Origin of the sequence: Pseudonocardia sp. KRD291 (genome assembly GCF_019263595.1) — a bacterium.
Classification (GTDB): Bacteria; Actinomycetota; Actinomycetes; order Mycobacteriales; family Pseudonocardiaceae; genus Pseudonocardia.
Genome location: NZ_JADQDD010000013.1, coordinates 1 through 18795, shown reverse-complemented (window position 1 = coordinate 18795; position 18795 = coordinate 1). Strand labels below are relative to the sequence as shown.

General features: G+C 71.4%; 18 protein-coding genes. 11 read left to right on the top strand and 7 right to left on the bottom strand.

Features of this window, described 5'->3' with window-relative positions; all coding sequences use genetic code 11:
- The first annotated feature begins 1 nt into the window (after position 1).
- From I4I78_RS03845 to I4I78_RS03835, 3 genes are all read left to right on the top strand, one after another.
- Positions 2 to 1315 carry a lipopolysaccharide biosynthesis protein gene (locus tag I4I78_RS03845; protein ID WP_218609778.1) on the top strand — a complete coding sequence of 438 codons (1314 nt, stop codon included), beginning with the start codon at positions 2 to 4 and terminating at the stop codon, positions 1313 to 1315.
- An 84-nt stretch (positions 1316 to 1399) separates the two neighbouring features.
- Positions 1400 to 2653 carry a right-handed parallel beta-helix repeat-containing protein gene (locus I4I78_RS03840; protein ID WP_226379039.1) on the top strand — a complete coding sequence of 418 codons (1254 nt, stop codon included), beginning with the start codon at positions 1400 to 1402 and terminating at the stop codon, positions 2651 to 2653.
- 128 nt (positions 2654 to 2781) lie between these two features.
- Positions 2782 to 3945 carry a right-handed parallel beta-helix repeat-containing protein gene (locus I4I78_RS03835; RefSeq protein ID WP_218609777.1) on the top strand — a complete coding sequence of 388 codons (1164 nt, stop codon included), beginning with the start codon at positions 2782 to 2784 and terminating at the stop codon, positions 3943 to 3945.
- A 48-nt stretch (positions 3946 to 3993) separates the two neighbouring features.
- Here the strand turns inward: I4I78_RS03835 and I4I78_RS03830 are convergent, their stop codons facing one another.
- The 5 genes from I4I78_RS03830 to I4I78_RS03810 are packed head-to-tail and all read right to left on the bottom strand — an operon-like array spanning position 3994 to position 9376.
- A complete protein-coding gene (locus I4I78_RS03830; protein ID WP_218609776.1) occupies positions 3994 to 5289 on the bottom strand; it encodes a nucleotide sugar dehydrogenase in 1296 nt (431 codons plus the stop codon).
- On the bottom strand, positions 5286 to 6281 hold the full coding sequence (locus I4I78_RS03825; protein ID WP_218609775.1) for a Gfo/Idh/MocA family protein: 996 nt from the start codon (positions 6279 to 6281) through the stop codon (positions 5286 to 5288). The genes I4I78_RS03830 and I4I78_RS03825 overlap by 4 nt, the downstream gene beginning before the upstream one ends.
- Positions 6278 to 7390, bottom strand: coding sequence for a DegT/DnrJ/EryC1/StrS aminotransferase family protein (locus tag I4I78_RS03820; protein WP_218609774.1), 1113 nt, complete (start codon positions 7388 to 7390; stop codon positions 6278 to 6280). The genes I4I78_RS03825 and I4I78_RS03820 overlap by 4 nt, the downstream gene beginning before the upstream one ends.
- Positions 7374 to 7988: a DapH/DapD/GlmU-related protein gene (locus I4I78_RS03815; RefSeq protein ID WP_218609773.1), complete on the bottom strand. Its 615-nt coding sequence runs from the start codon at positions 7986 to 7988 to the stop codon at positions 7374 to 7376. Before I4I78_RS03815 ends, I4I78_RS03820 begins: the two co-directional genes overlap by 17 nt.
- Positions 7985 to 9376 (bottom strand): sugar transferase, encoded by a 1392-nt coding sequence (locus tag I4I78_RS03810; protein WP_218609772.1) that lies wholly within the window; start codon positions 9374 to 9376, stop codon positions 7985 to 7987. The genes I4I78_RS03815 and I4I78_RS03810 overlap by 4 nt, the downstream gene beginning before the upstream one ends.
- A gap of 459 nt (positions 9377 to 9835) precedes the next feature.
- Between I4I78_RS03810 and I4I78_RS03805 the strand changes: the two genes are divergently transcribed.
- From I4I78_RS03805 to I4I78_RS03780, 6 genes are all read left to right on the top strand, one after another.
- Complete coding sequence (locus I4I78_RS03805; RefSeq protein WP_218609771.1) at positions 9836 to 10546, top strand: sugar phosphate nucleotidyltransferase; 711 nt, start codon at positions 9836 to 9838, stop codon at positions 10544 to 10546.
- Positions 10543 to 11715 (top strand): DegT/DnrJ/EryC1/StrS aminotransferase family protein, encoded by a 1173-nt coding sequence (locus I4I78_RS03800; RefSeq protein ID WP_218609770.1) that lies wholly within the window; start codon positions 10543 to 10545, stop codon positions 11713 to 11715. The genes I4I78_RS03805 and I4I78_RS03800 overlap by 4 nt, the downstream gene beginning before the upstream one ends.
- Positions 11712 to 12719 carry an NAD(P)-dependent oxidoreductase gene (locus I4I78_RS03795; RefSeq protein WP_218609769.1) on the top strand — a complete coding sequence of 336 codons (1008 nt, stop codon included), beginning with the start codon at positions 11712 to 11714 and terminating at the stop codon, positions 12717 to 12719. Before I4I78_RS03800 ends, I4I78_RS03795 begins: the two co-directional genes overlap by 4 nt.
- A gap of 68 nt (positions 12720 to 12787) precedes the next feature.
- Positions 12788 to 14602 carry a glutamine--fructose-6-phosphate transaminase (isomerizing) gene (glmS, locus tag I4I78_RS03790; protein ID WP_218609768.1) on the top strand — a complete coding sequence of 605 codons (1815 nt, stop codon included), beginning with the start codon at positions 12788 to 12790 and terminating at the stop codon, positions 14600 to 14602.
- A gap of 68 nt (positions 14603 to 14670) precedes the next feature.
- Positions 14671 to 14937 (top strand): type II toxin-antitoxin system Phd/YefM family antitoxin, encoded by a 267-nt coding sequence (locus I4I78_RS03785; RefSeq protein ID WP_218609767.1) that lies wholly within the window; start codon positions 14671 to 14673, stop codon positions 14935 to 14937.
- Complete coding sequence (locus I4I78_RS03780; RefSeq protein WP_218609766.1) at positions 14934 to 15347, top strand: PIN domain-containing protein; 414 nt, start codon at positions 14934 to 14936, stop codon at positions 15345 to 15347. The genes I4I78_RS03785 and I4I78_RS03780 overlap by 4 nt, the downstream gene beginning before the upstream one ends.
- Positions 15348 to 15374: 27 nt before the next feature.
- On the opposite strand, the gene rfbA is transcribed toward I4I78_RS03780, so the two are convergent.
- Complete coding sequence (gene rfbA, locus I4I78_RS03775) at positions 15375 to 16271, bottom strand: glucose-1-phosphate thymidylyltransferase RfbA (protein WP_218609765.1); 897 nt, start codon at positions 16269 to 16271, stop codon at positions 15375 to 15377.
- Positions 16268 to 17104, bottom strand: a complete 837-nt coding sequence (gene rfbD / locus I4I78_RS03770) for a dTDP-4-dehydrorhamnose reductase (protein WP_308251881.1) — start codon at positions 17102 to 17104, stop codon at positions 16268 to 16270. Before rfbD ends, rfbA begins: the two co-directional genes overlap by 4 nt.
- Before the next feature lie 137 nt (positions 17105 to 17241).
- Here rfbD and rfbB point away from each other — a divergent pair, with 137 nt between their 5' ends.
- Both rfbB and I4I78_RS03760 read left to right on the top strand, forming a co-directional pair.
- Positions 17242 to 18234, top strand: coding sequence for a dTDP-glucose 4,6-dehydratase (gene rfbB, locus I4I78_RS03765; RefSeq protein WP_218609764.1), 993 nt, complete (start codon positions 17242 to 17244; stop codon positions 18232 to 18234).
- The coding region (locus tag I4I78_RS03760) for a dTDP-4-dehydrorhamnose 3,5-epimerase family protein (RefSeq protein WP_218609763.1) at positions 18231 to 18795 on the top strand (565 nt) is incomplete at its 3' end. The genes rfbB and I4I78_RS03760, both read left to right, overlap by 4 nt.

Genomic DNA, 18795 nt, shown 5'->3' with positions numbered 1-18795 from the left:
CGTGCGGGGGCTGCTCGGATCACTACGGCGCTCCCGGTGGATCCGCAGCGGCCTGAGCAAGATCCTCGCCGGGAGTGCCGCGGGGCAGGGCCTCGTGCTGCTGTCCTACCCGCTCCTGTCGCGGTTGTACGACCCGGCCGAGTTCGGGCTGCTGGTCGTCTTCACCTCGGTGGTGAGCATGATCGGTGTCCTCTCCACCGCGTCACTGGAGCCGGCCGTCCTCATTCCGAAGACCGAGGAGGAGGCGGCGGCGGTGGCGTTCGCGAGCCTCGTGTCGGTCCTCGTCACCGCAGCCGCCACCGCCGTGGCGGCCTGGTTCCTCGGCCCCTCGCTCGCGGGTCTCCTCGGGGCACCAGCGCTGGCCGCGTACTGGTGGCTCGTGGCGCTCACCGTGCTGGTCATCGGCTGCTATCTCGTGCTGTCCGAGTGGATGATCCGGGGCCGGACGTACGGGGCACTGAGCCGGCGGAACCTCTTCCAGGGCATCGGGCAGGTGGTGACCCAGGTCGGGCTGGGGCTCGCCGGAGTGCGACCGCTGGGGCTGCTGCTCGGACTCGCCGTCGGCCGGCTCATGGGGACCGGCGGCCTGGCATCCCGCGGGGGCCTGGTCCGGCAGCGCAGGCCGCGGCTGCGCGAGGTGGTGGCGGCCGTCAGCAGGTACCGACGGTTCCCGCTCGTCGCGTCGTGGTCGAAGCTGCTGAACACGGCGGGTCTGCAGGTGCCCTTCCTGGTGATCGCCGCCGCGTACGGCGACGCCCGGGCGGGGCTGCTCGGCCTGGCGGTGCGCGTCGTGGGCGGGCCCGCAGGCGTCATCGGCCAGGCCGTCTACCAGGTGTTCACCGGCGAGGCCAGCGCTCGGTTCCGCGGTCCGCAGGGCGATCTGGCAGCGTTCGTCCGACGATCCGTACTGCGGCTCCTCGCGGTCGGTGTGGGTCCCGCGGTGTTGCTCGTGGCGTTCAGCCCGGCCGTGTTCGGCGTGGTGTTCGGGCCGGAGTGGGTCGAGTCCGGACACCTGGCACAGCTGCTGGCCGTCGCCTACCTCGCCGAGTTCGCGGTCACCCCGATCTCGCAGACGCTGTTCCTCCTCGAACTGCAGGGACGCCAGCTGATCTGGGACGCGGCGCGGCTCGTCCTGACCGTGGGCGGCCCGGCCGTCGCGGCGGCCTCCGGGGCGTCGATCGCCGTCGCCGTCACGGTCCTGGCGGTCGCCCACGTGATCAGCTACGCCCTGCTCTACGTCCTGTCCATGAGCGCCGCCCGGGCATCGGACCGGGTCCGGCGCCTCGCCGTCCACCCGTCGGGTGCCGCCTCATAGGACGAGAGGACGACCGCCTGTTCGTCGCATCGCAGAGGTGGGCGACGTCCAGAACTCACAGGAAACCTACAGCCGATCGCTTCTATGCTGGGCACGTTCCTCGCGAATCCGATCGCTGACAATTCTGGGACGGTGCGCGAGGTGGTAGCCGCGAAAGAGGGACCGCGGGGTCGGCGCGGGGTGGCCGGACCCCGTTCCGCAGGTCGCCTACGCCCGATCCTGGCCTCGGTTGCCGCGGTCGTGCTCGTCGCCGCCGGATGTTCGTCCGCCCCGGTATCGACGCAACCACCGACCGGGTTCCCGACGGTGCCGAGCTCGCCCCCCTACCGGCCCTCCGCAGGGCCGAGCCTGATCGTCTCGCCGGGTGGCGACGACAGTAACCCCGGGACCCGGGGGGCCCCGTTGCGCACGATCGAGCGGGCCGCGTCGCTGGCCGGTCCGGGCACCACCGTGATCGTCTCCCCGGGTACGTACCCGGGTTCGTTCCGTACGGGCAGGAGTGGCCGCCCGGACGCCCGGGTCACCTACGTGTCGGAGGTGAGATGGGGGGCGAAGCTGGTCGGTGACGGCGAGGACGAGCAGGTCTGGCGCAATGACGGTGACCACGTCGATATCAGGGGTTTCGACATCTCGGGTACCAACGTCGACGGGTTGCTCGACACCGGTTCGTTCGTCCGGATGGTGGGTAACCACGTCCACGGGTTTCGGGCGGGGACGTGTCTGTCCACGTACAAGGTCGATTACGCGCTGCGTGACATCGACGTCATCGGCAATGTCGTGCACGGGTGTGGTGACTCGTCGCTCGATCATGGGATCTACCCGGGTCATCCCGGTGGGCGGGTCCTGAACAACATCTCCTACGGCAATGCCGGGTTCGGTATCCATTGCTGGCACAACTGCAACAGTCTGGTGATCGCGAACAACCTGGTGTTCGACAACGATGAGGGCGGGATCCTGATCGGGCAGGGTGATGGTCCGAACTACGGCGACGTGGCGGCCGGGGACATGGTGGTGTCGAACAACATCGCGGTGTTCAACGGGGCGTACGGGATCCGGGAGAGTGGGGCCACCGCCGCGTCGAACAGGTACCTGCACAACAACGTGTACGGCAACGCCGAGGGCGCCCTCGACCTGCAGACGGGCACCGAGATCGACACGATCGCCAGGGACCCCGAGTTCCTGGACTTCGAACGGGACGGCTCCGGTGACTATCGCCTGGCCGACTCCAGCCCCAACCTCGACGCCGGAACCCGGGACGGAGCGCCGGGGAGGGACATCGCAGGGACACCCCGACCGCAGCGCGGCAACTACGACATCGGCGTGTACGAGCGCCCCTGACGAGCGTCCCCGATCGGGTGTCGCCGGGTCGGGTACGAACCATCGGCGACCACGTCCCGCCTACCTACTGTGCCTCTCACCGAACCGGAGTGGACCTGTGGGGGCGTCTCGTGCGCGGTGGGTTGCCGATGACGCCACGGGCGTCGGGCCGGGGACGTTCCCTGCTGGCGCCGGCGATCATCGTCTCGGTGGCCGCGTTGTCCGCGCTGCAGGTCAGCGGCCCCGTCGACCCTCCGTATCGGGCGGCGGCGTCGTCGGTCGCGAACCCGCCCCCGTATCCGGGGGCCGCCCTACCCGTGTTGACGGTCTCCCCGACCGGCGACGACGACGGCCCCGGTACGAGCGCCGCGCCGTTGCGGACGATCGAGGCGGCGGCCGAGGCCGCAGTGCCCGGTACGACGGTCGTCGTGGCTCCCGGTACTTATGCCGGTTCGTTCCGTACGGGCAGGAGCGGCCGCCCGGACGCCCGGGTCACCTACGTGTCGGAGGTGAGATGGGGGGCGAAGCTGGTCGGTGACGGCGAGGACGAGCAGGTCTGGCGCAATGACGGTGACCACGTCGATATCAGGGGTTTCGACATCTCGGGTACCAACGTCGACGGGTTGCTCGACACCGGTTCGTTCGTCCGGATGGTGGGTAACCACGTCCACGGGTTTCGGGCGGGGACGTGTCTGTCCACGTACAAGGTCGATTACGCGCTGCGTGACATCGACGTCATCGGCAATGTCGTGCACGGGTGTGGTGACTCGTCGCTCGATCATGGGATCTACCCGGGTCATCCCGGTGGGCGGGTCCTGAACAACATCTCCTACGGCAATGCCGGGTTCGGTATCCATTGCTGGCACAACTGCAACAGTCTGGTGATCGCGAACAACCTGGTGTTCGACAACGATGAGGGCGGGATCCTGATCGGGCAGGGTGATGGTCCGAACTACGGCGACGTGGCGGCCGGGGACATGGTGGTGTCGAACAACATCGCGGTGTTCAACGGGGCGTACGGGATCCGGGAGAGTGGGGCCACCGCCGCGTCGAACAGGTACCTGCACAACAACGTGCACGCCAACGCCGAGGGCGGCTTCTCCCTCCGGGCGGGCGCGGAGACGGGCACCGTCACCGCGGAGCCCGGCTTCCGGGACTTCCGGATCGACGGCGCGGGGGACTACCACCTGCGCGCGGACAGTCCGAACGTCGACACCGGAACGTCGGTGGGCGCCCCGGCCGAGGATGTCGAGGAAGCGCCGCGACCTCAGGGCGCCGGGTTCGACATCGGGGTCTACGAGCGAGCCCCGTGATCGCGGGACGAGGGCCCGGCCGCCTGCCCGCGATCGTGATGCCGGCGGCTACATCGGGCCACCGCCGAGCGAGAGCATCTCGACCCCGGGCCATCGCGCCGGATCGAGCGCGTGCCTGCCGTCCAGGACCACCCGGACGCCCGGCAGGTCGGCCGGGGTCCAGGACCGGTACTCCCGGTGGTCGGCCTGCAGCACCGCCGCCACGACCGGGTCGCCCCGGCGGTACGCGCGCAGGCCGAGCCCGTCGAGCTCCAGGGGCGTGTACAGGGGATCGTGGACCAGCGCCTCGGCGCCGTGGCGCTCGAGCGCGCGCACGACCGGGTACACGCCGGAGAACGCCGTCTCCCGCACGCCGCCCCGGTAGCACGCCCCGAGCACCGCGATCGGCGATCCGCCCAGGCCGCCACAGGCCTTCGCGAGGCGGTCGACGCAGCGGTCCGGCATGTCGGCGTTCGCGGCCCTGGCGGCCCGGACGATCGTCGCGTCCGGGTCCCCGGCCAGGTAGAACCACGGATAGACCGGGATGCAGTGACCGCCGACGGCGATACCCGGCTGGTGGAGATGGCTGAACGGCTGCGAGTTGCAGGCCCGCGCCACGGCGCCGAAGTCGACCCCGATCGAGTCCGCATAGGACGCGAACTGGTTGGCCAACCCGATGTTGACGTCGCGGTAGGTCGTCTCCGCGAGCTTGGCCAGTTCCGCGGCCTCGGCGGATCCCAGATCCCACACGCCGTTCGGACGGGCGAGGTCCGGCCGCTCGTCAAAGGTCAGCGCGTCGGCGTAGAACGCGGTGGCACGCTGCCCGCTCTCCGGGTCCACCCCGCCGACCAGCTTCGGGTAGCGCGCGAGGTCGGCGAAGACCCGTCCGGACGACACCCGCTCGGGACTGAAGGCGAGGAAGAAGTCCGCGCCCGCGGTGAGCCCGCTGGTGCGTTCGAGCAGCGGTGCCAGGCGGTCCCGCGTGGTGCCCACCGGAAGGGTGGTCTCGAAGCTGACCAGCGTCCCGGGCCGCAAGCCGGCGCCGATGCTCGCGGTCGCCGCGTCCAGCGCGCGGAAGTCGGGTCGCCCGTCGGCGTCGACGTAGAGCGGGACGACGGTCACCACCACGTCGCTCACCGCCACCGCCGAGGTGGTGTCGGCGGTGGCCTCCAGCCGGCCCTCACCGACGACCTGCCCGAGCCGCTCGACCAGCTCGGCCTCCCCCGGGAACGGCGGGCGGGCGGCCCGCACGGTGGAGACCACGCCGTCGTCGACGTCGGCGCCGACGACATGATGGCCACCGAGCGCGAACTGCACCGCGAGCGGGAGCCCGATCTTTCCGAGGCCGACCACGGTGACCTTCATCGGATCACCTCCGTCGTCCTCCCGGTCATGGCCGAGGAGCGCAACGCCTCGGCCACCTGGACGGTGCAGAGGCCGTCGGCCATCGTGACGACGTCGGCGGGCTCGCCCCGGACCGCGTCGGCGAAGTTCGACAGCTCCGTGACCAGCGGCTCCGGTTTCGGGATCGCGAAGCGGGTCACGTTGCCCTCGGAGACCCCCCGGAACACGGCGACGCGCTCCCACTCGGTGGACTCCGAGCCGTTCTGGAAGAACGTCAGGTCCGCCGTCAGGGTGTCGGCGACGAAGCAGCCGTACTCACCGGTGACCGTCGTGACGCGCTCCTTGAGCGGGGAGAGCCAGTTGACCAGGTGGGTCACCACCGTGCCGTCGGCCAGCTCGCCGACCGTGCTGACCAGGTCCTCATGGATGCGTCCACTGCGGTGCGCCACCCGGGCGGAGACCGACCGGTAGGGCGAGCCGGTGACCCACGCGGTGAGGTCGATGTCGTGCGTGGCCAGATCGAGGATGACGCCGGCGTCCGCGATGCGTGCCGGGAACGGGCCCTGCCGCCGGGTGACGACCTGGAAGACCTCGCCGAGCTCGTTGCGCGCCAGCCTGCGACGCATGTCCTGCAGGGCGGGGTTGTAGCGTTCGATGTGCCCGACACAGCCGACCACGCCGGCGGCGTCGAAGGCGTCGACCATCCGCTGCGCCGCCTTCTCGTCGTGCGCGACCGGCTTCTCCACGAGCGTGGCGATGCCGACCTCGGCCAGCTCCAGGGCGATGGCCTCGTGGGTGTGCGTCGGCGTGGCCACGACGCACAGGTCGGTGCCGCGTTCCACGAGCTCGCGGATGCCGGACAGGACCTCGACCCGCAGGGCACGCGGCTGCGGCGGATCGAGCGGGTCCACCGCACCCACGAACTCGATGTCGGGCAGCGACTGGAGGACCCGCGCGTGGTTACGGCCCATGGCGCCGAGCCCGATCAGGCCGGCCCGAAGTGTCCTGGTCATGCCCGCACCGCCCCGGCGAGTCCGAGCGCGACCCGTTCGAGCTGCGAGCCGGTCAGCGCCTGATGCACCGGCACCGACAGCACCTGTGCCGCGGCTGCGGCGGTCTCGGGCAGGTCGAGGTGCAGGTCGTAGGCGGGTAGCCGATGGCAGGGCGTCGGGTAGTAGACACCTGTCGGAACGCCACGTTCGTCGAGGGACCGGAGGACACCGTCCCGGCCCGGGACGCGCACCGTGTACTGGTGCCAGGCAGGCGCGACGCCGTCGGCGACGCGGGGCAGCCCCAGCTCGTCGGGCGTGGTGAGGCAGGCGAGCGTGTCGGTCAGGTACTTCGCGTTGCGGCGCCGTTCCGCGGTCCAGCCGGGCAGCCGCCGGAGCTGCACCCGGCCGATCGCGGCGTGCAGGTCGGTCATCCGGGCGTTGTAGCCGACGATCTCGTTCGCGTACCGCTGCTCCATGCCCTGGTTGCGCAGCAACCGGACACGTCGCGCCGTCGCCTCGTCCGCGCACACGACCATGCCGCCCTCCCCGCTGGTCATGTTCTTGGTGGGGTAGAAGCTGAACGCCGCGAGGTCCCCGAACGTCCCGACCGGACGCCCTCCTGCCGTGGCCAGGTGAGCCTGTGCGGCGTCCTCGACGAACGCCAGGCCGTGCGCGCCGGCGATCCGCGCGAGCTCGTCGGCGACCGGGTGCCCGTAGAGGTGTACGGCCACGATGGCCGCCGTGCGACTGCCGATGGCCGCGGACACCGCGTCGGGGGCGACGCCGAAGTGCTGCGGCTCGATGTCGACGAACACCGGTTCGGCTCCGGTGAGGACCACGGCGTTGGCGGTCGCCGCGAACGTGAACGACGGAACGACGACCTCGTCCCCGGGCCCGATACCCAGGGCGAGCAGCCCCAGCAGCAGGGCGCTCGTCCCGGAGTTCACCGCGACCGAGGGACGTCCGTCCACGGTGGACGCGAACTCGGTCTCGAACGCCGCGACCTCTGGGCCCTGGGCGATCATCCCGGAGGCCATGACGCGCAGCACGGCGGCGCGCTCCTCCGGCCCGATCGCCAGTCCGGTCCTCGGTATCGCCTCGATCTCGGCCCGATCAAGTGTGGAGCTCATGCAGGCGTCCCTCCTCTTCGCGAAATCGTTGCCCGGTTCGTGTGCAGGACCAGGTGCCCTCGGGCCCTTCGACGAGCGGCGTCCCGGCCGGCCCCACCCACCCGATCCGCCGCGCTGGCACACCGGCGACGAGGGCGAAGTCCGCGACGTCAGCGACCACGACGGCGCCCGCGGCGACCATCGCCCAGCGGCCGATGGTCACGGGTGCGACGCAGACACAGCGGGCGCCGAGTGAGGCGCCGTCCCCGACGTGCACCGCCACCGGGGTCCAGTCGGCGGCGGACTTCGGCCGCCCGTCCGGGTCGGTCGAGCGCGGGTACTGGTCGTTGGTCAGGACCGCGGCCGGACCGACGAACACCCCGGTGCCCAGGCGCGCCGGCTCGTACACGAGCGCCTGGTTCTGGATTTTCGTGTGGTCCCCGACCGCGACGCCCGGACCGACGTAGGCACCCCGGCCGAGGACGCAGGCACGCCCGATCACGGCGTGCTCGCGGACCTGGGCGAGCTCCCAGATCATCGTCCCCGGGCCGATCTCCGCCGAGTCCGAGACGTCGGCCGACGTCGAGATCCGAACGGCCGGCAGCGTGTCGCCGCTCATGTGACGATTCCGATCAGGGTCCGGGCGAGGATCCGCAGGTCGCCGACGAAGCTCCAGTTCTCGAGGTACTCGAGCTCGATCCGGAGCTTGCGCGGCAGGATCTCGCAGACGTAGTACCGCTCGACGTCGGCCGGTTTCGCCCGCGCGATGAACAGCTGCTCGTGCCCGAAGCGGAGGAACGCCAGGCCGGTCATGCCCGGGCGGACGGTCAGCACGCGCTGCTGCTCGGGCGTGTAGTGGGAGACGTAGCGGGGATCCTCCGGACGGGGCCCGACCAGGCTCATGTCGCCGCGCAGCACGTTGAACAGCTGGGGGAGCTCGTCGAGCTTGCTCGCCCGCAGCCGGCGGCCGACCGGCGTGATCCGGATGTCGTCGGACGTCGTCACCCGTGGCCCGTCGTCGCCGGGCACCATGCCGGAGAACTTGTACATCGTGAACGGGCGCATGTTCCGCCCCACCCGCGACGCCCGGTACAGGACCTGGCCGTCCCCGGTCACGCGCAGGACCAGGGCGATCACGGCCATCACCGGGACCGCGGCCAGGAGCAGGACAGAGCAGACCAGGACGTCGAGCAGCCTCTTGGCCCGTCCGGGCCCCCTCGATCTCGATGTCCCGCTGCCGGCCGGCTCCCCGTCGGTCGGACCGGGCTGTACAGCTGCATCGACGGGTGCGACGGCGGACCGGAGCCGGACCAGCTCGACCAGGGGCGGTACCACCGCCACAGCCATCCCGGCCTCGGCCGCGAGGCGGCTGAGCTGCGTCGCCGCCGACCCGTCCGCCGGACGGCCGGTGACGACGAGCAGGTCGGCGTCGAGCACCTGCCCCGCGGTCCACATGTCCCATCGGGTGCCGCGGACGGGCACTCCGTGGATCCGCGTCCCGCCCAGCCGGACGTCGTCGTCGAGCAGCGCGACCGGCACACATCCGGCCGAGGGGTCGTCGAGCATGGCGCGGACCAGGTGCCGACCGTCGTGACCGGAGCCGAACACGATGACCCGTCGTGTCCCGGCACGGGTGCACCGGGCGCGCCGCTCCCGGTGGACCCGCAGCGCCACCCGCCCACCGACGGTGAGCGCGAGCCCGACGGGAAGGGCTCCGAGCGGCACCGACAGGAAGATCAGTTGCGGATCGGCCAGGGTGTTGAGCGCGAAGGTGATCAGCCCGGCGACGACGGCCGACCCCGCGACGCGGGTCGTGTCCTCGAAGGAGCCGGTGACGAACCGCCCGTTGTAGACCGACGACACGCCGCCGACGACGAGCTGGGCCGCGGCGGCGACGAGCCCGATCCGGACCAGGGCGCCAGGCTCGATCCGGCTGACGTCGAGCTCGAGCCGGAGGATGACGGCGACCGTGACGGCACAGGCCCACGCGGCGACGTCCGCGGCCATGAGCCAGCCGGCCCTGGGCCGACGGGTGTCCTGTCGGCGCCCGGGGGGCTTGATCTCGGGAACCGGGAACGTGGCTTCGTCGGAGTTCCCCGAGTGGTCGGACCGGCGTTGATCGATACGAATGAACCCTTGCGCGAGATCCGCGCCTCGTTCCATTGAGACCTCACAGCGACGTCGATGTGACGGCCTACTCGTGTGATCGCGGAACTTCGTTACCCGAGCGCGCCGGAATCGACGAGTTATGGATCACGGCGGGTGGGAGGATGATCGATTCGACTGTCCGGCCGCCGCGTGACCACGAGATTCGTCGCCTCGTGCGCGTCGTAATGGCTACCGGGTGCGGGTCTTGCCGGTCGGATACGTAAAGCGGTTCCCCGAAGTCTGCTGTGCCCGGTGTAACGGAACTACTGGGCATGACGACCGTCACGCTTAGCAGTTCGACGCTCCGGAGGTTCGGCGATGGACGATCTCAAAGCTGTGATCCAAGCCGGTGGGCAAGGAACCCGGCTGGCGCCCTATTCCACCGTCCTGCCCAAGGCGCTCATGCCGGTGGGCGAGGACACCGTGATCGACAATCTGCTCCGGCAGTTCAGCGACGTCGGGGTCAAGCGAGTGATGATCACGGTCAGCAAGTTCGGCCCGTTGATCAGGAGCTACTGCGCCGACGGCAGGCGGTGGGGGCTCGACATCGAGTACGTCGAGGAGTCCGAGCCGCTGGGCACCATCGGGCCGCTGAGCCGGATGCGCGACCGGCTGGACGGGCCGTTCTTCGTGTCCAACTCCGACGTGTTCATCGACCTGTCGCTGCAGCACGTCGTGGACTCCCATGGGGAACACCCGGCCCCGATGACCGTGGTCGTGACCCGGCAGCGGGTGAGCATCGCCTACGGCGTGCTCGAGCACGCCGGAGGCCGGGTGAGCACGTTCCGGGAGAAGCCGACCCAGGAGTACTCGGTCAGCACCGGCATCTATCTCATGGAACCGGAGGTCCTCGACCATGTTCCGGATTCCGGCCCGTTCGGTTTCGACCAGCTGATGTTCGCGATGCTCGGCACCGGCACCCCGGTGAACGTGTACGAGCACGAGGGCACCTGGATCGACATCGGCCGGATCGAGGACCTGCGACGGGCGCAGGAGCAGGCGGCGAGCGCGCTCCCGGGCCCGCAGTGACGACGCTCGCGACACCCCCGCTGATCGAGCTCGGCGCACCGGTGCTGGGTGAGCCGGAGAAGCGGGCGCTCGCCGAGGTGGTGGACAGCGGGTGGCTGGCCATGGGGGAGCGGGTCCGTTCGTTCGAGCAGGCATTCGCCCGGATGCACGGCGTCGAGGACGCCGTGGCCGTGAGTTCGGCGACCGCCGCCCTGCAGGTCGTGCTGGCGACGTTCGGGATCGGTCCCGGTGACGAGGTGCTCGTACCGTCGCTGAGCTTCGTGGCCACCGCCAACGTCGTCGTGGCGGCCGGCGCGACGCCGGTCTTCGTCGACATCGAGGCCCCCGAGCGGCCGCACATGTCGATCGAGGAGGCACGCGCCCGGATCACCTCGAGCACGCGCGCGATCCTGATCATGCACTACGCCGGCTACACGATGGATGTTCCGGCGTGGCGCCGGTTGGCGGACGAGTACGGGCTGTTCCTGTTCGAGGACGCGGCCCACGCGGCCGGGGCGACCGGCGCGGTCGGTGTGTACAGCGACGCGGCGGCCTTCAGCTTCTTCGCGAACAAGAACCTCACCACGGGCGAGGGTGGGATGGTCCTCGTTCGTGGGGACGCACCGCGCGCACGGATGCGGCTGATGCGCGCGCACGGGATGACGACCGGGACGCTCGACAGGGTCCACGGTCGCACCACCGCCTACGACGTCGTGGAGTGCGGCACCAACTGCCGGATGGACGAGCTGCGCGGAGCGCTGGGTCTGGTGCAGCTGCAGCGGCTGCCGGAGTGGAACGAGTGCCGTCGCGGGCTGAGCACCCGTTATCGGGAGCTGCTCGCCGAGATGCTCCCGGAGGTGCTCGTGCCCTTCGACCGGCCCGACCCCACCGTGGCGCACCTCTTCCCGGTCCTGCTGCCGCCCGGCGCGGACCGCCGGTCGGTGGTCGCGGCCATGACCGGGAGCAGGGTGCAGACCAGTGTCCATTACGCACCCATCCACCGGTTCGACTTCTACCGGCGCCGGTTCGGGGCGCTGTCGCTCCCGCGCACCGAGCGGTTCGCCGACGGTGAGCTGACCCTGCCCCTGCACCCACGGCTCACCGAAGCGGACGTGAGCCGAGTCGTCGCGACGCTGGCCGAGGCGCTCGGCCGCACCACCGGACGACCGAGCCGAGAGGTCGCTTCATGACAACGTCCGACATGACCGGCCACCGCGTCGTGGTGGTGGGCGGCGCGGGATACATCGGTTCGGTCCTCGTCGGCCGGCTGCTCGATGCCGGCGCGCACGTCACCGTGTTCGACCAGCTCGTCTACGACAACGGCTTCGCGCTGCACCACCTGCTCGACCACGACCGGCTCACGGTGGTGCGCGGCGACCTGCGCGACACCGAGGAACTCGGCCGGACCGCCGCCGGCGCCGACGACGTCGTGCTGCTGGCCTCGCTCGTCGGTGACCCGGTGTGCCGGGCGTACCGGGAGCTCGCCGCTCAGGTGAACAGAGACGCGACGATCCGGGCCATCGACAGCCTCGGGCCGCTGGGGGTCGCCCGGTTCGTGTTCACGTCCACGTGCAGCAACTACGGCGTCCACGATCCGGACACACCCGCCACCGAGAACAGCGTGCTCAACCCGCAGTCGCTCTACGCCCGAACGAAGATCGACGTGGAGGAGCACGTGCTCGCCGGCACCGGCGACGTGGCCGGCACCGTACTGCGGCTGGCGACGGCGTACGGGATGTCGCCCCGGATGCGCTTCGACCTCACCGTGTCACAGTTCGCCCGGGCGCTGGCCTCCGACGAGTCGCTGCTGGTCTACGACGCCGACACCTGGCGCCCGTACTGCCATGTCCGCGACATCTCCCGAGCGATCATGCAGGTGCTCCTCGCGCCGCGCCAGGACGTCGACGGGGAGGTGTTCAACGTGGGGGGCAACTCCCAACAGTTCACCAAACGGATGATCGTCGAGGAGCTCCGGGCGCAGCTGCCCGAGGCCGCCGTCGAGTACCGCGCCGGCGACACCGATCCCCGCAACTACCGCGTCTGCTTCGACAAGATCGCCGACCGGTTGCGGTTCGCACCCGAGCACACGGTGAAGGAGTCGCTCAACGCCGTCGTCGCGGCCGTGCGGGCAGGCGTGTTCCCACCCGCCGAGGGGCCCCGGTACGGCAACTCCGAGGTGCGCCACCTCGGGTGAGGTGTCCCTCGGCATCCCGCCACCTGCGTGGGTGTCGTCCCACCCGTTCGATCGAAGTGGAGCGCCTCATGTGTGGAATCGTGGCCTACCGAGGGCTGCGCCCGGCCCTGCCGGCCCTGCTGCAGGGCCTGTCCCGGCTCGAGTATCGCGGCTACGACTCGACCGGGGTCGCGCTCAATCCGGGCGACGGCCACCCGGTCGAGGTCTACCGCGCGGCCGGACGACTCCCCGAGCTCGCCGCGGTCCTGCCCGCGGCCGGGCAGGTCAGCTGCACCGGCATCGCCCACACCCGCTGGGCCACCCACGGGGCACCGACGGTGGCCAACGCCCACCCGCACGTCGACTGCACCGGGACTGTGGCGGTCGTCCACAACGGGACTCTCGACGACGCCGCCGAACTCGCCGCCGAGCTGACCGCCGCCGGCCACCTGCTGTCATCGGATGTCGACACCGAACTCGTCGCCCACCTGGTCGAGAGCCACCTCTCGCCGATCACCACCGGCGCCGGGCCGACCGCGGCGGCCGTCGTCGCGGCGGTCGGAGCCGCCACGGCCCGGCTGCGGGGCTCGTGGGCGCTGGCAGTGACCGTGCGGGGGCTCGACGCCGTGGTGCTCGCACGCCACCGCAGCCCGTTGCTGGTCGGCGAGGGGGACGATTTCACGATGGCCTCCTCGGACCAGCTCGGGTTCGCCACCGAGGTGCACACCGTGCGTGAACTCGCCGAGGGCGACATCGTGGTCCTCGGCGACCGGCACGGCTGGTTCGACCACACGGGCCGCGCGGTCACCACCCCGCGCCCCGGCCGGCCGGCCGAGCCGCCGGCGGCGCCCGCCGACCGTGGCGGAGCCGACGACTTCACCGCCAAGGAGATCGACGACCAGCCCGCCGCCGCCGAGCACCTCATCGCGACCGTGGCCGGACGCCTCGCGCGCGGCGCACTGCTCCACGATCTCGGCCTCCCCACCGGTGAGCGGATCCGGCTGGTTGCATGCGGCAGCTCGGCCTATGCCGCCCGGGTCACCGCCCGCGTGCTCGCCACCGTCGCCGGCATCCCCGCCACGGTCGTGATCGCCAGCGAAGCCACCGCCGACGCTGCCGAACCCGACACGCTCACCATCGCGTTCTCCCAGTCCGGCGAGACCGCCGACGTCCTGGCCGCACTCGATCACTGGCACGACCCGCTGCTCGCCGTCACCAACAACCCGCAGTCCACCCTGGCGCGGCGCTCCGACGCCGTGCTCGGGCTCGGGTGCGGCCCGGAGTTCGGGGTCGCCGCGACCAAGTCGTTCACCAACCAGGTGCTGGCCGGATCCGCCCTGGCGCTGAGCCTGGCCTCGGCGCTCGGGCGCCTGAGCGTGGGGGAGCTCGTCGGGTTCGAGGACCAGCTCGCCCAGGTCCCGGCCCGCATGGCAGCCACTCACCGGCTCTCGGCCGGCCCGGCCCGGGACCTGGCCCGGCGCCTCGCGATGCACCCGGCGTTCATCTACACCTCTCGCGGCGCCGGGGTGCCGTATGCCTTCGAGGGCGCGCTCAAGCTCAAGGAACTCGCCTACCGATGGGTGGAGGCACTGCCTGCCGGCGAACTCAAGCACGGCCCCCTCGCGCTGATCCAGGCCGGCACGCCGGTGATCCTGGTGCAGGCCCGCCCCCTCGATCGGCTGGCCGTCAACGGCCGCGAGATGGCCGCCCGCGGCGCCCGGCTGATCATCATCGGGCCTGGCGAGGACGCCGACGTGCCGGTCGCCGCCGCCGACCACGAACCCCCGTGGGGCCCCCTCGAGTCCGTCATCGCCCTGCAGCATTTCGCCCGCGAGACGACCCGCCACCTCGGACACGACGTCGACCGGCCACGCAACCTCGCCAAGTCGGTGACGGTCGAATGAGCGCGTAGCGCACGACGGGCGCGAGCGAGCTGTAGCGCAATTGTGCTACAGCAGGCTATGCTGTCGAGGTGGCGGAAACCATCGGGCAGCGGCAGCTGCGCAACGACAACGCGGACATCATGCGCCGGGTCGAGGCGGGAGAGAGCTTCGTGGTGACTCGCAACGGGCGTCCGGTCGCCGACCTCCTGCCGCATGCCCCTGCGCGTAGGAAGGTGACCACGTTGCGGGAGGCCCGTGAACGCGCCGCCCGCCTTCCGCCCATTGATGTCGATCAATGGTACCGCGACAGGGCAGCAGCCGATCTGATCTTCGGATCGGATGACATCGACGAATGACAGTTCTCCTCGACACCTGCGTCATCATCGACATCGAGCGGTTCGAGCACGGTCTGATCGAGGAGGACGAGCAGCTCGCGGTCAGCGCCGTGACGGTCGCCGAAATGGCCTACGGGCTGGACACCGGCGATCCCGCAGAGCAGGAAGCGCGTGCCGCGCGTCTTCAGGATGTCGTGCAGAACTACGAGGTCATTCCCTTCGGTGTGGAGGAGGCCAAGCTCTACGGGGTGCTGGCCACCCTCGTGCGGGCTGCCGGCCGGAATCCGCGCCCCCGCCGTCTGGATCTTCAGATCGCGGCGACGGCTGCGGCGGCCCGTATCCCGCTGCTCACCGTGAACGTCGGGGACTTCGTCGGGATCGATCGGCTGGTGGACGTCGTCGAGGTCGGCCCCCATGCGGCGGGACGGTAGGGCAGTCTCCGTCCTTCCGGACACCGCTCAGCCGCTGGCCCCGAACGACCGCGCCACCTCGACGACGTACTCGCCGTAGCCCGAACCGGACTGGGCCAGCCCCAGGGCCATGCACTGCTGCGCGTCGATGAACTCCATCCGCAGCGCGACCTCCTCGATGCAGGCGATCCGCACGCCCTGCCGGTTCTCCAGCACGCGCACGTACTGCCCGGCCTCGATCAGCGACTCGTGCGTGCCGGTATCGAGCCAGGCGAAGCCGCGGCCCAGGTCGGTCAGCCGCGCGCGGCCCTGCTCCAGGTACACCCGGTTGACGTCGGTGATCTCCAGCTCGCCGCGCGCGGACGGGGAGATCGAGCGGGCGATGTCGACGACTCCGGCGTCGTAGACGTAGAGGCCGGTGATCGCGCGGTCCGAGCGCGGGTGCTCCGGCTTCTCCTCGATCGAGATCAGCCGCCCGTCCGCGTCCGCCTCGCCGACGCCGTAGCGCCGCGGGTCACGGACCGGGTAGCCGAACAGCACGCAACCGCTGCGGCCGGACCCGACGTCGTCGACGGCGGTCTTGAGTCGCGCGGAGAACGACGGGCCGTGGAAGATGTTGTCCCCCAGCACCAGTACCGACGGCCCGCCGGCGACGTGCTCGGCGCCGATCAGGAACGCCTCGGCCAGGCCGTTGGGCTGCGGCTGCTCGGCGTAGGTGATCTCGAGGCCGATCTCGTGGCCGTCGCCGAGCAGGCGCTGGAAGCCGGGGAGGTCGTGCGGGGTGGAGATGAGCAGGATCTCCCGGATCCCGGCGAGCATCAGCGTGCTCAGCGGGTGGTAGATCATCGGCTTGTCGTAGACCGGGAGCAGCTGCTTGGACACCGCGCGGGTGAGCGGGTGCAGCCGGCTCCCGGTGCCGCCGGCCAGGATGATCCCCTTGGTCACCGCTGCGCTCCGCCCAGGTGGGCCGCGAGCGAGTCGCGCCAGGCCGGGACGGTGATCCCGGCGCGGGTCAGGCGGCTCAGGTCGAGCACGCTGTTCGCCGGTCGGGGTGCGGTTCCCGGGCGGTCGGCGGTGTACTCGGCGGTGCTCACCGGGCGGACGTCGCCGGGATCGCGCCCGGCGTGGGCGAACACCTCCCGGGCGAGACCGGCCCAGCTCACCGGCTCGCCGTCGCCGGTCACGTGGTAGACGCCCGGCTCGGCGCCGGCCAGGGCGACCAGCGCGGACGCGAGGTCGGCGGTGAACGTCGGGCGCCCTATCTGGTCGTCGACGACGGCCGGGGACACCCCGCGCCCGGCCAGCCCGAGCATCGTGGCGACGAAGTTGTGCCCGTCGCCGACGAGCCAGCTGGTGCGGGCCACGACGTGGCGCGGGACCGCGGCCACCGCGACCTCGCCCGCCGCCTTCGACGCGCCGTAGACGCCGGCCGGGGACACCGGGGTGTCCTCCGGGATCGGGCCGGCGGTGGTGCCGTCGAAGACGTACTCGGTGGAGACCTGCACGAGGGCCAGCCCGTGCCGCACGGCGGCGCGCGAGAGGTTCGCCGGGCCGGTCGCGTTGGCCCTCCACGCGGCCGCGCGGTCGGTCTCGGCCCGGTCGACGGCGGTGTAGGCGGCGGCGTTGAACACGGTGTCGAACCGGGTCCAGTCGAACGCGTCGACCGCGGCCGCGTCGCCGATGTCGAGCTGCCCCCGGGTGACGGCGAGGGCACCGGGCAGGGCGGCGACGAGGGCCCGTCCGAGCTGCCCACCCGCACCGAGAACGATCGCTCGCACACCCGCTCCTCTCGTGACCGCCGGCTCCGTGCCGGCGACGGCCCGCGCCGTCATGGCTCGGGCGGACTCTGACACGCTGGTCGCCGGGCCGGTCAGCCAGGGGCTCCGAGGGCGCTGTGCACTGCAGAGGGAGGACGATGCGGGTACTCGTGACCGGCGGAGCCGGGTTCATCGGTTCGCACTTCGTGCGCTCGGTGGTGGGCGACGCCTACCCGTCGCTGGCCGGCGCGGACGTAGTCGTGCTGGACGCCTTCACCTATGCGGGCACCATGACCAACCTGGAGCCGGTGGCGGGGTCGGAACGTCTCGTCGTCGAGCGCGGGGACATCCGCGACCCGCACCGGGTGGCCGGGGTGATGTCCGGGGTGGACCTGGTCGTGCACTTCGCCGCCGAGTCGCACGTGGACCGCTCGATCACCGGTGCCGCGGACTTCGTCTCCACCAACGTCGGGGGCACCCAGGTCCTGCTGCAGGCCGCGCTGGACGCAGGCGTCGCGCGGTTCGTGCACGTGTCCACCGACGAGGTCTACGGCTCGATCGCCGAGGGGTCCTGGACCGAGGACCACGTCCTCGAGCCGAACTCGCCCTACTCGGCGTCCAAGGCCGGGTCGGACCTGCTGGCGCGCTCCTACCACCGCACGTACGGCATGCACGTCTGCGTCACCCGGTGCTCGAACAACTACGGGCCGCACCAGTTCCCGGAGAAGGTCGTCCCGCTGTTCGTGACCAACCTGCTCGACGGGAAGTCGGTCCCGCTCTACGGCGACGGGCTCAACGTCCGGGACTGGCTGCACGTCGACGACCACTGCCGCGCGATCGCGCTGGTCGCCGCGGGTGGGCGCGCGGGGGAGGTCTACAACATCGGCGGCGGGACCGAGCTGACCAACGTCGACCTGACCCACCGGCTGCTCGCCGCCGTCGGCGCGGACGCCGCGTCGATGATCGAGCGGGTGCCGGACCGGCTCGGGCACGACCGCCGCTACGCGGTGGACTGGACGAAGATCCGCGACGAGCTGGGCTACGCCCCCGCCACCTCGTTCGACGACGGGCTGGCGGCCACCGTGGACTGGTACCGCGAGCACCGGGCGTGGTGGGAGCCGCTCAAGGCGCGGGCCGGAGCCGGCCGGTGAGGGCGACCGAGCTCTCGATCGCCGGGGCGTGGCTGTTCGAGCCGGCCGTGTTCCCGGACCCGCGTGGGGTGTTCGTGGCGCCGTTCCAGGGGGCGCCGTTCCGCGACGCACTCGGGTTCGACCTCACCGTCGCCCAGACCAACCACAGCGTGTCCGCCCGCGGGGTGATCCGCGGCGTGCACTTCGCCGACACCCCGCCGGGGCAGGCCAAGTACCTCTACTGCGCGAGCGGTTCGATCCTCGACGTGGTCACCGACCTGCGGGTGGGGTCGCCGACGTTCGGGCGCTCCGAGGCCGTCGAGCTCGACGGCGGCTCGATGCGCGCGGTGTACCTGTCCGAGGGCCTCGGGCACGCGTTCATGGCGCTGGCCGACGACACGGTCGTCGCCTATCTCTGCTCGACGCCCTACAACCCCGCGGCCGAGCACGGGATCACCCCGCTGGACCCGGAGCTGGCCCTGCCGTGGCCGTCCGGGATCGAGCCGGTGCTCTCGGACAAGGACACCGCCGCACCGACGCTCGCGCAGGCCCTGGCCGACGGTCTGCTGCCCGACCACGCGC